The organism is Streptomyces sp. NPDC089919 (assembly GCF_040684615.1).
Classification (GTDB): Bacteria; Actinomycetota; Actinomycetes; order Streptomycetales; family Streptomycetaceae; genus Streptomyces.
Genome location: NZ_JBFBGK010000069.1, coordinates 32,500 through 46,044, shown reverse-complemented (window position 1 = coordinate 46,044; position 13,545 = coordinate 32,500). Strand labels below are relative to the sequence as shown.

Below are 13,545 nucleotides of genomic sequence, written 5' to 3'. Positions count from 1 at the left end.
GTACAGGCTGGCCGTCTGCACGCCGAAGTGCCGGGCCAGCGCCGCCGGGGTGACCGCTTCAAAGCCCTCCCCATCCCGAGACCGGTGGGCTCCGCCCCGGAGCCCCTGCACCGCCGCTCCGCGACGGTCTCCTCAAACGCCGGCGAGGCCGCCAGCAGCTCCCGGGCCAGCCCGGGGTCGAGCGCGGCCAGCTCGGCCGGGTCGGCGGCGCGCCCAGGGCCGCGGCCGGGTAGGCCCGGCACGGGCGGATCGCGCTGGAGTACGGGCTGCGGTTCAACGCGATGCGGCAGGAGTGGGCGCGCTGGGCGGCGGAGCAGCTGGGCTGACCGGCGCGCCGGGGCAGTCGGGCCGGCCGGCGCGGGCCGGGGCGTGCCGGAGGCCCGGGCCGCCGGGCGGCGGGCCGGGTCTTCGGGGTGTCGCGGCGGGGCCGGGTCAGTCGTGCTTGAGGCCCAGGACCTCCGTGGCGGCGAAGGTCTCGCCGGCCGGGCGGGCGTCGTAGTGCGGGGTGAGGAGGCCGTCCAGCTCCTCGTAGGAGAAGGCCTCCTTGGCGGTGTCGAACTTGGCCGCCACCCGCGGGCGTTCCATCACCACCACGATCCCGCCGTGCACCACGAACAGCTGCCCGTTGGCCTTGGCCGCCGCCGGCGAGGCGAGGTAGCCGACCAGCGGGGAGACGTGCTCGGGGGCCAGCGGGTCGAGCTTGCCCTCCTCCGGGACCTGGAAGCCCGCGAAGACGTCCTCGGTCATCCGGGTGCGGGCCCGCGGGCAGATGGCGTTGGCGGTGACCCCGTACTTGGCCAGCGCCAGCGCGGTGGAGGTGGTCAGGCCGACGATGCCGCCCTTGGCCGCGGCGTAGTTCGGCTGGCCCGCCGAGCCGCCGAGGTACGCCTCCGAGGACGTGTTGACGATCCGCCCGTAGACCGGCCCGCCCGCCGCCTTGGAGCGCTCGCGCCAGTGCACGGCGGCGAAGTGGGTGGTGTTGAAGTGCCCCTTGAGGTGGACCCGGATCACCGAGTCCCACTCCTCCTCCGACATCGAGAAGACCATCCGGTCCCGCAGGATGCCCGCGTTGTTGACCAGGACGTCCAGCTTCCCGAAGCTGTCCACGGCCTTCTGGACCAGCTCCCGCGCCTGGTCAAAGTCCGCCACGTCGCCGAGGTGGGCGACGGCCTGCCCGCCGGCCGCGCGGATCTCCGCGGCCACCTCCTCGGCCGGGGCGGCCGAGGCCTCCCCGGAGCCGTCGCGGCCGGGCTGCCCGAAGTCGTTGACGACCACGCTCGCGCCGAGCCGGGCGAGTTCGATCGCCTCGGCCCGGCCCAGGCCGCGGCCGGCGCCCGTCACGATCGCGGACAGACCCTCAAGTGGCAGTGACATCAGGCAGGTTCCTCTCCGGAATTTCGGGGTCGGGGGACGACGTCAGAGTTCGATGCAGGTGCGCAGCGCGACGCCGGTGCGCATCTGGTCGAGGGCGTCGTTGACCTCCGCCAGCTGCACCCGGTGGGTGATCAGGCCCGCGAGGTCGATCCGGCCGGCCCGCCACAGGGCGATGGTGCGGTCGTAGGAGCGGAGCACGTCCCCGCCGCCGTACATCGAGGGCAGGATCTTCTTCTCGTCGAAGAACAGCGAGAACATGTTGATCTGGTAGTTGTCGTCCAGCGCGCCCGCGCCGACCACGACCACCGACCCGCCGCGCCGGGTCATCTCGTACGCCTTGTGGGCGGTGGCGGACTTGCCGACCACCTCGAAGACGTAGTCGAAGCCCTCGCCGGCGGTGATGCGGTTCTTGGCGTCGCCGAAGGCGTCGGGCGAGACCGCCTCGGTCGCCCCGAAGCGCAGCGCCGCCTCCCGCCGGGACTCGACCGGGTCCACCGCGACGATCTGCGCGGCGCCCTGCACCTTGGCGCCCTGGATCACGGAGATCCCGACGCCGCCGCAGCCGATCACGGCCACCGAGGAACCGGCCTCGACCTTGGCGGTGTTGATGGCCGCACCCAGGCCGGTGGTCACGCCGCAGCCGATCAGCGCGGCGATGTCGTACGGCACGTCGTCGGGGATCGGCACGGCGCAGGCGGCCGGCACCACCAGCTCCTCGGCGAAGGTGCCGGTGCCCGCGAAGCCGAAGACCTCGCCGCCCGGCCGGCGGAAGTTGGGGGTGGCGACGTTGCCGAAGGCCTCCAGGCACAGGTGGCCCTGGCCGCGCTTGCAGGAGGGGCAGTGGCCGCACGGCGGCAGCCAGCAGACCAGCACCCGGTCACCGATCTTGTGACTGGTCACGCCGTCGCCGACGTCCACGATCTCGCCGGAGCCCTCGTGGCCCGGGATGAAGGGCGCGGGCTGCGGCAGTACGCCGCTCATCGCGGAGAGGTCGGAGTGGCACAGCCCGGTCGCCTTGATGCGGATCCGGACCTTGCCGGGGCCGAAGCCCACGGTCTCCATGTCGTCGACGACCTCGAGCTTGTCCTGGCCTATCTCGCTCTGCAGTGCTGCGCGCACGGTGCGGCTCCTTGTGATTAGGCGTGTTCGACGATCGTGTCGGCCAGGACCGGGGCGTCCTCCCGGTCGGCGGCCGTGACGGTCACCAGGACGCGGCCGGGCTCCTGCCACATCCGGATGCGCAGGGTCTCGCCGGGGAAGACGATCCCGGCGAAGCGCGTGCGGTACGAGCGGACCCGGGAGACGTCGCCGTCCAGGAGGGTGTCCACCACGGCCTTGAGGGTCATGCCGTACGAGCACAGGCCGTGCAGGATCGGCTTCTCGAAGCCGGCCATCTTGGCGAACTCGGGGTCGGCGTGCAGCGGGTTCCAGTCCCCGGAGAGCCGGTAGAGCAGCGCCTGCTCCTCGCGGATGGTGCGCTCCACGGTCTTCTCGGGGGCGCGCTCGGGCATCTCGGGCCGGTCGGAGGGGCCCCGGTCGCCGCCGAAGCCGCCCTCGCCGCGGATGAAGATCTGCGCGTCGCTGGTCCACAGCGGGCCGTCGGCGTCGGCGACCTCGGAGCGGAGCACGATGACGGCCGCCTTGCCCTTGTCGTAGACGGCGGCGACGTGGGACCGCGACTCGGCGCTGCCCTTGACCGGGATGGGGCGGTGCAGGGTGACGGCGTGGCCGCCGTGCAGGACGTGTGCGAGGTTCACCTCGATGCCGGGGGCGCCGAGGCCGCCGAGCATGGCCATGCCCGCGCCCGCGACGGTGGCGAAGCTGGGCAGCACGTGCAGCTTGGACTCGAGGGTGTAGCGGAGTTCGTCGGGGTCGTTGGCCGGAATGCCCGCGCCGAGGCCGAGGTGGTACAGCTGGACGTCCTTGTGGTCCCAGCTGATCTCACTCTTCCTGGGGTCGGCGGCGAGGGCCTTTGCGGCGTCGATCGGCATGGGGACGCGACTCCTTGCTGTTGCCTGTGCCCGTGGCCGGGATGGCCGGGCCGTGGAAGACCTCGGCGCGGCCGTCCGCACCGTCGGCCGCACCGAGGTCGCCTGCGGGGCCGGCCGCCGCGTCCGCCCTGCGGGGCGGGCACTTCTAGAACGCGTTCTAGGGGCCGGTGAGCCCTATGTATAACGCACCCCCCAGCACTTGGGAAGACTCCTGACAGTGCGTCAGGCCGCATTCGGCCCTAGGCTGGACGGATGGACGAAATGCCCAGGGATTTCCGATCTGCCCGGTCTCTTCGGGTGCTGCTCTCCCCGCCGGATCCGGCGCTGGCCGTCCTGCTCGGCCTGGAGCCGGACCTGATGGTGGTGGCCCAGGTACCGGCCGGGGACGACCTGGGGGCGGCGGCGCTGACGGCCTGCCCCGAGGTGGCCCTGGTGTCGGACGTGGCCGCGGTCCGCGCGCTGCTGGCGGAGGCCCCGGACTGCCGCACCCTGGTCCTAGCCACCTCCGCCCATCCCGGTGCGGTGGCGGCCGCCCTGGCCGCGGGCGCGGCGGGCTACGTCCTGCGCGACGGCCCGGTCTCCGACCTGGCGGCGGCCATCCGGCGGACGCTGTACGGGGAGACGGTGGTGGACCCGGCCCTGGAGGCGTAGCGGGGCCGGGCGGCGGTCCTGGCGGCCTGCGGCCTCCGGCGGCGGGGGGGCGAGCGGCGGGTCCGATCCCGCTGATCCGCCCCGAACACCGCGCACGGTGTTCTATGTTGAGTCCCGCGCACCGTCCAATCAGGACCGTCGTACGGGCCGGGACGGGCTCGTCCCGGAACGGAAGGGCACTCCTGCCGTGGACCAACTGACCGCGGAGGACCCCGTCCGCATAGGCCCGTACCGGCTGATCGCCCGGCTCGGCGCGGGCGGGATGGGCCTGGTGTACCTGGGCCGCTCCGACCTGGGCCGGACCGTCGCCGTCAAGGTCGTCCAGGCCGAGCACGCCCAGCACCCCGAGTTCCGGGTGCGGTTCGCCCGCGAGGTGGCCGCGGCCCGGCGGGTGGGCGGCAGCTGGACCGCCGACGTCCTGGACGCCGACACCGGGGCGGCGGTGCCGTGGGTGGCGACGCAGTACATCCCGGGCCCCGACCTCACGAGCGTGGTGGCCCGGGACTTCGGGCCGCTGCCCGAGCGGTCGGTACGGGTCCTCGCCAACCGGCTGGCGCTGGCCCTGGCGGCGGTGCACGGCGCCGGTCTGATCCACCGTGACCTCAAGCCCTCCAACGTCCTGGTGACCGTCGACGGGCCCCGGGTCATCGACTTCGGCATCGCACGGGCCATGGACGGCCTCGGTACGGACAGCCTGCACACCCGGACCGGCATGCTGATCGGCTCCCCGGGCTTCATGTCCCCCGAACAGGTGCGCGGCCTGGAACTCACCCCGGCCTCGGACGTGTTCTGCCTGGGCGCGGTGCTCGTGTACGCGGCCACCGGCCGGCTGCTCTTCGGCGCCACCGAGACCGGGCTCAACGCCCACCTCTTCCGGGTCGCTGAGGAGGAGCCGGACCTGACCGGGGTGCCGGAGCCACTGGCCGGGCTGGTGCGCGCCTGCCTGGAGAAGGACCCGGCGAAGCGGCCCACCCCGCAGGAGGTCGCCGACCGCACGGCGGCCGAGGAGAGCGGCGAGTGGCTGCCCGGGGCGGTCCTGGCCCAGCTCGGCCGCCGCGCCGCGCACCTGCTGGACTACGCCCCCGTCCTGCCCGCCGAAGCCCCCGGCCCGTCCGCCGACGCCGCCGGCCCGTCCGCCGACGCCGCCGCGGCTGCCGACGCCCGCCAGGACCCGCGGGTCCCGGCCGCCCGGCCGGCGCCCGCACCGCCCGGGTACGCCCCGACGGCGCGCGCACACTCCCCCGGGGCCGGCTTCGGTCCGCCGCCGGACCCGCAGCCGGACCCCTCGGCCACCACCCGGCCGCCGGCCCCCCGTCCGGAACCGGCCGTGGCCGGGCCCCGGCGGTGGTGGGGCCTGGTGGCGCTGGTCCTGGCCCAGCTGGTGGTGCTGCTGGACGCGACCTTCGCGGGGCTGACCACGTACTACGGCGGCCCCGTGGCCACGCACGTGGCCGCCGAGCCGCTGCCGCTGCTGGGGGACACGGACGTGGACCTGCTGCCCCTCGTCTACGTCGTCGCGTTCCTGCTGACGCTGGTGTTCGGCACCCGGATCACGGACCGGGTGGGCCGCAAGAAGACGCTGGTCATCGGTCTGGCGGGGCTGACCGTCGGGACCGCGTACGGCGCCTTCGTGGCGGTCGCTCCCGGCACGATGAGCATCGCCCGGGTGCTGGCCGGCGGCTTCGCCGCGCTGATCGTCTCCTCGGCGCCCGTCCTGGTCGCCCGGTCCTTCCCGGACGGACGGGAGCGCCGCACGGCGTCCGGGACGTCCCTGCTGGTCACGGGCACGGCCCCGGCGCTCGTCCTGCTGGTCTCCTGGCTCGGCCCGTTCGACCTGTTCTGGCGCGCGTGCCTGGCCTTCGAGGTCCCGCTGGCCCTGGCCGCCCTGGCCATGGTGGTGCTCCTCGTCCACGACCGGCCGGGCGGTCTCGGCGCCCGGCCCGACCCGGTCGGCCTGCTCCTGGGCGCAGCCGCCGCGGTCGTCCTCACCGGGTGCTTCCCGCTCTACAAGGGCCGGTTCATCCTGCTGCCCGCGGTCGCCGGGGTCCTGGTCCCGGCCTTCCTGCTGCGCCAGACCCGGACGGCCGGGGCACTCCTCCCGCCGACCGGACCCCCGGTCGGGCCGCCCCGCTGGTACGCCCTGGCGGCCGCCCTGGCCAACGTCGGCGCGGTCGCCCTGCTCACGAACCTGGGCTGGCTGGAATGGTGAACCGCCAGGGCCCGTGAACCGCTAGGCGGGCGCGATCCGGCGGCGCAGCAGGCAGAACTCGTTCCCCTCGGGGTCCGTCAGGACGTGCCAGGATTCGCTGCCGGTCTGGCCGATGTCCACCGGCTTGGCGCCCAGCGCCAGCAGGCGTTCCAGTTCCGCGTCCTGGTCGCGGTCGGTGGGGCTGACGTCGATGTGCAGGCGCAGCTTCGCCGCCCGGGGTTCCGCGGTGGGGCTGAGCACGAGGGTGGGCTGGGGGCCGCCGAAGCCGTCCCCGGGCGGTCCGATCTCGATGCTGCCGTCGTCCTCCCGCCCCAGCTCCACGTAGCCGAGGACCTCGCTCCAGAACGCCGCGAGCCGTTCGGGCCCGGCGCAGTCGATGACCAGTTCACTGATGCGGCATGCCATGGCGGGAGTATAGGAGCAGGCAACCGGCTTGCGGCCGAGTCCAGTTGACGGGCGTGGCGGGCCGGGGCTACGTCGGCGGCGGGGTCAGCCAGGGGAGGCCGGAGCGCTCGCGGAAGGCGTACCGGGGCCCGACCGGGTAGACCCGGTAGCGCCCGCCGGGCAGCTCCCCCGCGGTCCGGAACGGCCGGCCGCCGTCGTCCGCCGTCCACACGTGCGGCTTGCCGTCCACGCTGCCCACCACCTCGATGACCCACTCGCAGTCGGCGGTCCGGGCGTAGGCGGCGATCTCGAAGGCCTCGGGCCGGCCGTCCTCGACGTAGTGGACGGTGCGCTGGAAGTAGGGGGTGCGGGTGATCACCTGCGCGCCGTCCGGCTCGGTCACCCGCAGGGCCCGCGGCCGCGGGTCGTCCAGCTCCAGGGCCATGGCCGGCACGGCCGCCCCGCCCTGGCCCGGGCAGGCCAGGACCACGCCCGGGCCGGGCCGGCCGACCCGGGTCCGGCGGGCCCGGATGTCCTCGATCGCCACGGTGTGGCCGGGCTCGCCGGTGACCTGGACCCGGACCGGCGTCACCCGGAAGTCCACCGCCCCGCGGGCCACGGCGCGGCCCGCGCAGCCGGTCTCCGGGCCGACCCCGGCGGGCAGCTCCCGGGCCCCGCGGAAGAGCGCCGCCCGGTCCGGCCCGTCCCCGGCCTCGTACCGGGCCGTCACGGACACGCCCACGCCCTGGTCGGCCACCACCCGCTGGAGCACCGTGTCCAGCAGTCCGAACGGCACCCCGACGGCCAGCAGCGCCGTCCCGATGCCCACCCCGACCGCGATCTCGCGCAACAGCCCCCGGCGCTCCCCGCCCCCGGGCCCGGCTAACCCCGAAGCCTGCTCCTGACCCATCCCGTCCCCCACCCCGTGACCCGCCCGTGCGCGGGGAGGATCCCACGCCGCCCGCCGCCGCGGAAGCGGCCGGGACCCCGGCTCTAGCGGCGCAGGAGGGTGACGACGGCGGCGCCGCCGAGGCCGATGTTGTGGGCGAGGGCGACGTGGGCGTTCTCGACCTGGCGGGGGCCGGCCTCGCCGCGGAGCTGCCAGGTGAGTTCGGCGGCCTGGGCCAGGCCGGTGGCGCCGAGCGGGTGGCCCTTGGAGATCAGGCCGCCGGAGGGGTTGACCACCCAGCGGCCGCCGTACGTGGTCGCGCCGGAGGCGATCAGCTTGCCGGAGCCGCCCTCCGGGCACATGCCCAGCGCCTCGTAGGTGAGGAGTTCGTTGACGGAGAAGCAGTCGTGCAGCTCGATCACGTCCACGTCCTCGATGCCGAGCCCGGAGCTCTCGTAGACCTGCCGGGCGGCCGCGGCGGACATCGGGCGGCCGACCGCGTCGATGCAGGAGCCGGAGGCGAAGGAGTCCGCGGTGTCGGTGGTCATGGCCTGGGCGACGATCTCCACCGCCTTGTCCTGGAGGCCGTGTTCGGCGACGAAGCGCTCGGAGACGACCACCGCGGCCGCCGCGCCGTCCGAGGTCGGGGAGCACTGGAGCTTGGTCAGCGGCCGGTGGATCTCCTTCGCGGCCAGGATCTCCCCGGTCGTGTAGACGTCCCGGAACTGCGCGTTGGGGTTGTGCGCCGAGTGCCGGTGGTTCTTCTCCCCCACCATGGCGAGCTGTTCGGCGGTGGTGCCGTAGCGGTCCATGTGCTCGCGGGCGGCGTTGCCGAAGATCTGCGCGGTGGGCGGGGACATCTCGAAGCCGTGGCCGGCGGCCATGATGCCGTAGTGCCGGGCCACCGGCGAGGTCTTGAAGTCGCCGCCGTCGGCGCCGCCGCCCAGCGCGCCCTTCTTCATCTTCTCGAAGCCGAGCGCCAGCACACAGTCGTTGAGGCCGCCCTCGACGAACTGCCGGGCCATCATCAGCGCGGTGGCGCCGGTCGCGCAGTTGTTGTTGACGTTGTAGACCGGCACCCCGGTCAGCCCCAGCTCGTAGACGGCCCGCTGGCCGGCCGTCGAGGCCTGGAAGCAGTAACCGACGGGCACTTGCTCCACCAGTTCGTACGGGATCCCGGCGTCGGTCAGGGCCGCGCCGCCGGCCTCCTTCGCCATGTCCCAGTACTGCCAGTCGCGCGACTCGGGCTTCTCGAACCTCGTCATCCCGACGCCGACGATGTATGCCTTCATGACCTTCACTACCCCTTGAGTCAGTCCCGCGGGAGGCCGAGGATGCGCTCGGCGACGACGTTGAGCTGGACCTGCGTGGTGCCCCCGGCGATGGTCAGGCAGCGGGACATGAGCATCCCGTGGACCGCCCGCTGTCCCGGGCCCTCGCACACCGCGCCCGCCGGGCCGAGCAGTTCGAGGGCGAGTTCGGCGGTGCGCTGCTGGTGCGGGGTCTGGACGAGCTTGCGGACGGAGGCCCCGGCACCCGGCTCCAGTCCGGAGACCTGCTGGAGGGTGGTGCGCAGCCCGATGCAGGCCAGGGCGTGCGCCTCGGCGGCGAGGGCGCCGATCCGGGCGCGCAGCGCGCCGTCGAGGGTGGCCGAGCGGGCGATCAGGGCTTCGAGGCCGGTGTCGAAGCTCATCTGGTCGGCCATGTGGACGCGTTCGTTGCCGAGGGTGTTGCGGGCCACCCGCCAGCCGTCGTCGACCCGGCCCACGACGGCGTCGGCGGGCAGCGGCACGTCGTCGAAGTAGACCTCGTTGAAGAGCGCCTCGCCGGTGATCTCCTTGAGGGGGCGGACGTCGATCCCCGGGGTGCTCCGCATGTCGACGACGAAGTAGCTGAGGCCCTTGTGCTTGGGGGCCGCCGGGTCGGTGCGGGCGAGCAGGATGCCGAAGTCGGCGCTCTGGGCCGAACTGGTCCACACCTTCTGGCCGTTGATCCGCCAGGTGCCGTCCGGGGCGCGCTCGGCGCGGGTGCGCAGCGAGGCCAGGTCGGAGCCGGCGCCCGGCTCGGAGAAGAGCTGGCACCAGGTGAGGTCCCCGCGCAGGGTCGGCAGCAGGTACCGCTCCTGTTGCTCAGGGCTGCCGTACGCGAGCAGGGAGGGCACGACCCAGGTGGCGATGCCGAGGTCGCTGATGCGGATCCCGGCGGCGGCCATCTCCTGCTGTACGGCGAGCTGTTCGACCGGCCCGGCGCCGAGGCCGTACGGTGCCGGCAGGTACGGGGCGGCGTACCCGGTGGGGGCGAGCGCCCGGCGGACCGCGGCCGGGCCGAGCCCGCGTACGCCGTCCAGCACGGTCCGGGCCCGCTCGCGGTGGGCGGCGGCCTCGGGCGGCAGCTCCAGCCGCAGCTCGCGCCGGACCCCGTCGGCGGCCAGCCGCACCGCCCGGGCCCGGTGCCCGTCCCCGGCCCCGAGCAACTGCCGCGCGACCAGCGCGCGGCGCAGGTAGACGTGCGCGTCGTGCTCCCAGGTGAAGCCGATGCCGCCGAGGACCTGGATGCAGTCCTTGGCGCAGGAGTACGCGGCGTCCAGGGCGGTACCGGCGGCGAGGGCGGCGGTGAGGGAGCGGGGGCCGGGGGCGGCGGTGGGGTCCGCGTCCGGGGCGGGGGCCGGCGGGGTGGGCGGGGGTTCGTCGGCGCAGGTGGCGGCGTCCCAGACGAGGGCGCGGGACTGCTCGACGCGGACGAGCATGTCGGCGCACAGGTGCTTGATGCCCTGGAACTGGCCGATCGGCCGGCCGAACTGCTCGCGGACCTTGGCGTACTCGGCGGCCGTGCGCAGCGCCCAGGCGGCGGTGCCGCAGGCGTCGGCGGCGAAGAGTACGCAGGCCAGGTCGCGCACCAGCGAGGAGTCGAGGGCGAGCAGCCGGCCGGCCGGCACGGCGGCGCCGCGGGCGGCGACCTCGGCGGTGCCGCGGGTGGGGTCGGCGGACTCCTGGGCGCGCACCTCCAGGGCGGCGGCGTCCACCGCGAACCAGAGCGTGCCGTGGGCGGCCTCGGCGGCCAGCACCACCAGGTCGGCCTCGGCGGCGCCGAGCACGGGGGGCGCGGTGCCGTCGAGGAGGTAGCCGCCGTCCTCCACGGCGACGGCGGTCAGCCCGCCGGGCCCGAGGGCGACCGAGCCGATCCGCTCGCCGCCGCCGAGCGCGGCGGCGAGGTCGTCCCGGCCGGCCCGCTGGAGCAGTACGGAGGCCAGCACGCTGGGCAGGAACGGCCCCGGCAGCGCGCCGTACGCGGCCTCCTCCACGACCACGGCCAGCTCGAGCAGCCCGCCGCCGTCCTGATGCGGCGCGAGCAGCCCCTGCTGCGCGAGCCCGTCCCAGTAACCGGGCCTGCCGCGCCCGTCGGGCGGCGCGTCGAGGAGCTTGCGCACCTCCTGCGGCGGTACGGCCCGCGCCAGCCAGCCGCGCACGGCCCGGGCCAGGTCTTGCTGCTCTTGCGTGAGTCCGATGCCCATGGCGCGCAGACTAGAACACGTTCCAATCTGACGGAAGGTCAGGTCCTGGACTTTCGGGTCCGGCCGGCGACGGCCCCCGGTTGCGGGCGGCCAGGGAACCGCCTGGGGTACGGGTGGTGTCGGTGGTGGGTGGGAGGATGCACGGGCATCGGTACGGATCGGGGAGCGAAGATGGGGACTTGGGGCGTCGGGGCCTTCGAGAACGACACGGCGGCGGACTGGTGCGGCGCACTGGACGACGTACCGGCCGGCACCCGACCGGGCCTGGTGCTCGAAGCGCTGGCCCGGACGGTGGGGACCACCGGCTACCTCGACGCCGACGACGCCCAGGAGGCGGTCGCCGCGGCGGCCCTCGTCGCGGCGCAGTGCCCCGGCGGCGAGGCCGCCGACTCCCCCTACGGCCCCGAGGGTGCCCTCCCCGACCTGACCGGCCTGCGGGAGCTGGCCGGCCGGGCCCTGGACCGCGTCACCGCGGAACCGTCCGAGCTCCTGGAGCTGTGGGAGGAGGCGGAGGGCGGCCCGTGGCGGACCTCCGTCGACCGACTGCGCAGGACGCTCCGGCCGTAGCCGCGAGGCGGCCGGGCGCCGACGCGGGCGCCCCGCAGCGGAGTCGAGGGTGGCCGCCGGTCCGGGACCGGGTCGGTTCCGGTCGCATGGGCGCGGCTTCCGGCCGGATGATCACGAACGGCCCCCGGTGTCCGTCACCCCCTGCCTACCGTGCGTGGCATCCGGACGGATGGCTCCGCCGCCCACGGAGCCCGCGCAAGGGAGACGGCACGTGACCGACAGCACCAGCACGGCTCAGGAAGACGACCAGAACCTGTGGCGGGCGATGTACACGCCCGACGGGGGCTGGAGCCCGGGCGTGGCCTTCGCCGACCACCTCAGCTTCGCCGCGCCCGCCCTGGCCGAGGTGGCCGGAACCCTCTACTGCGTCCACCGGGGCGCCCGCGAGGAGGGTGAGGGCGGCAAGGTCCTGCCCGTGCGGTGGACCTCCTTCACCCCCGCCTCCCTCCGGCCCCTCGTCGCCGCGCTCGACGAGGCCGCGGCGGCGCTGCCGAAGGACGCGACGGAGGAGCAGACCGCCGCCTGGCAGACGAAGGTCCAGGCCGCGGCCGAGGCGCTGGAGGCGGCCCGCAGGTGGACGCCGGACGCGTACTCCTACGGGATAGCGAGCTTCGAGACGCCCGCCGTCGTCAACGACGGCGGCACCCTGCGGATGGTGTTCACCGGCTCGGACTCCTGGTACGGCGACGAGCGCAGCACTCAGCTGTACGAGACGCAGCTGCGCGTGAAGGAGGGCGACGCCGACTGGGACGAGCCCCGGCCGCTCGACCAGCCGGGCGGGGTGGCCCTCGCCCCCGCCCTGGCCGTCCTCGACGGCACGGTCCACCTGGTGCACATGGACCTCTCGCAGGACCGGCTCGTCCACCTGGTCCGCGACTCCGAAGGGGACTGGGCCCCCGTCCTGGACGAGAAGGACGAGCCGCTGGAGACCCCCTATTTCGACTCCGGGCGGATGCGCCGGGAGTGGCAGCAGTCCAAGGAGGGCCTGCGGGCCAACCTCTCGCTGACCGCCCACGACGGCAAGCTGCACCTGATCCAGAACGGCTTCGGGATCCTCTACCACTTCGTGTTCGACGGCAGCACGTGGACGGGTGGCCGGGCCCTGCCCGGCCCCGTCCCGGTCAAGGAGGGCGAGGGCTTCGACGCCGCCTTCTCCCGGCGGACCGCAGCCCTCGCCTCCTACGACGGGAAGCTGCACGCCGTCTACCCGGGAGGCGAGGACGACGCCCTGCGGCACGGCACCTGGACCGAGGAGGGCGGCTGGACCCGACCGGTCGTCCTGGAGGGCCACGACTCCAACAACACCCCGGCCCTGGTGGCGTTCAAGGAGGGGCCGGACGGGGCCGAGCGGGAGGTGCTGCTGCTGGTGCACCGGGGCGTGGACCGGTACGTGGCGCCCGTCCCGCCGGCGCCGCCCGCCCCGCCGAGCATCGCGGACGTGGTCAGCCGGGGCACCACCGTCACCGGACGGACGGTCTCCGACTACGGGCGGGGAGGCTGGAGCCGCCTGCGCCACGACGTCGCGCTGACCCCCGCCACGCTCAAGGACGGCAAGAAGGCGGTCATCGCAACCTGGGACGCGGTCGCCGAGTACTACTGGGGCTGGTGGTGGTACCGGGACGGCGGCACCCGCTTCTCGAAGGTCTGGGTGGACCGGGGCACGCTGTGGATCACGAAGCCGTCGGACAAGAACTTCCTGAAGTACGCCGACTTCTCCGGCGGGCACTTCTCGAACGGGCACTTCCGGGTGGACGTACTGATCACCGACCTGGAGCCGGGGACCTACGAGATCGCGCTGAGCAGCACCAACACGAAGAAGACCGGCGGCTACTGGTGGGACGAGCACCTGTTCAACGGCCGTACGGACCGTGAGTACTGGACCGCCCTCGAACCGACCAGGTCCTTCGCCACCATCACCATCTGACCCGGCCCGGGCCCGGCCGGCCCGGCCCGGCTTCGGCCCGGTCTG

11 protein-coding genes are annotated in these 13,545 nt (G+C 74.6%); 4 read left to right on the top strand and 7 right to left on the bottom strand.

Annotated features, from left to right (window positions below; translation table 11 throughout):
• Positions 1-432 precede the first annotated feature (432 nt).
• The 3 genes from AB0O40_RS25005 to AB0O40_RS24995 are packed head-to-tail and all read right to left on the bottom strand — an operon-like array spanning position 433 to position 3,365.
• The gene (locus AB0O40_RS25005; RefSeq protein WP_365045815.1) at positions 433-1,374 is read right to left on the bottom strand and encodes a 3-oxoacyl-ACP reductase; all 942 of its coding nucleotides are present in this window, start codon (positions 1,372-1,374) and stop codon (positions 433-435) included.
• A gap of 42 nt (positions 1,375-1,416) precedes the next feature.
• On the bottom strand, positions 1,417-2,493 hold the full coding sequence (locus tag AB0O40_RS25000; RefSeq protein ID WP_365045812.1) for a Zn-dependent alcohol dehydrogenase: 1,077 nt from the start codon (positions 2,491-2,493) through the stop codon (positions 1,417-1,419).
• Between the two features lie 17 nt (positions 2,494-2,510).
• The gene (locus AB0O40_RS24995) at positions 2,511-3,365 is read right to left on the bottom strand and encodes a MaoC/PaaZ C-terminal domain-containing protein (protein WP_365045809.1); all 855 of its coding nucleotides are present in this window, start codon (positions 3,363-3,365) and stop codon (positions 2,511-2,513) included.
• A gap of 297 nt (positions 3,366-3,662) precedes the next feature.
• On the opposite strand from AB0O40_RS24995, the gene AB0O40_RS24990 reads away from it, so the two are divergent.
• Together AB0O40_RS24990 and AB0O40_RS24985 are read left to right on the top strand one after the other, a co-directional pair.
• Entirely contained in the window at positions 3,663-4,016 is a 354-nt protein-coding gene (locus tag AB0O40_RS24990) for a DNA-binding response regulator (RefSeq protein WP_365045807.1), read from the top strand.
• A gap of 187 nt (positions 4,017-4,203) precedes the next feature.
• Positions 4,204-6,225, top strand: a complete 2,022-nt coding sequence (locus AB0O40_RS24985) for an MFS transporter (RefSeq protein WP_365045804.1) — start codon at positions 4,204-4,206, stop codon at positions 6,223-6,225.
• Between the two features lie 21 nt (positions 6,226-6,246).
• Here the strand turns inward: AB0O40_RS24985 and AB0O40_RS24980 are convergent, their stop codons facing one another.
• From AB0O40_RS24980 to AB0O40_RS24965, 4 genes are all read right to left on the bottom strand, one after another.
• A complete protein-coding gene (locus AB0O40_RS24980; protein ID WP_365045801.1) occupies positions 6,247-6,630 on the bottom strand; it encodes a VOC family protein in 384 nt (127 codons plus the stop codon).
• A gap of 67 nt (positions 6,631-6,697) precedes the next feature.
• Complete coding sequence (locus AB0O40_RS24975) at positions 6,698-7,459, bottom strand: hypothetical protein (protein WP_365045799.1); 762 nt, start codon at positions 7,457-7,459, stop codon at positions 6,698-6,700.
• A gap of 143 nt (positions 7,460-7,602) precedes the next feature.
• Entirely contained in the window at positions 7,603-8,790 is a 1,188-nt protein-coding gene (locus AB0O40_RS24970) for a lipid-transfer protein (RefSeq protein WP_365045796.1), read from the bottom strand.
• A 20-nt stretch (positions 8,791-8,810) separates the two neighbouring features.
• Positions 8,811-11,009 (bottom strand): acyl-CoA dehydrogenase, encoded by a 2,199-nt coding sequence (locus AB0O40_RS24965; protein WP_365045794.1) that lies wholly within the window; start codon positions 11,007-11,009, stop codon positions 8,811-8,813.
• 171 nt (positions 11,010-11,180) lie between these two features.
• Here AB0O40_RS24965 and AB0O40_RS24960 point away from each other — a divergent pair, with 171 nt between their 5' ends.
• Both AB0O40_RS24960 and AB0O40_RS24955 read left to right on the top strand, forming a co-directional pair.
• Positions 11,181-11,576 (top strand): DUF4259 domain-containing protein, encoded by a 396-nt coding sequence (locus AB0O40_RS24960; protein WP_365045791.1) that lies wholly within the window; start codon positions 11,181-11,183, stop codon positions 11,574-11,576.
• Between the two features lie 211 nt (positions 11,577-11,787).
• Positions 11,788-13,500, top strand: a complete 1,713-nt coding sequence (locus tag AB0O40_RS24955; protein WP_365045788.1) for a hypothetical protein — start codon at positions 11,788-11,790, stop codon at positions 13,498-13,500.
• Positions 13,501-13,545: the final 45 nt, after the last annotated feature.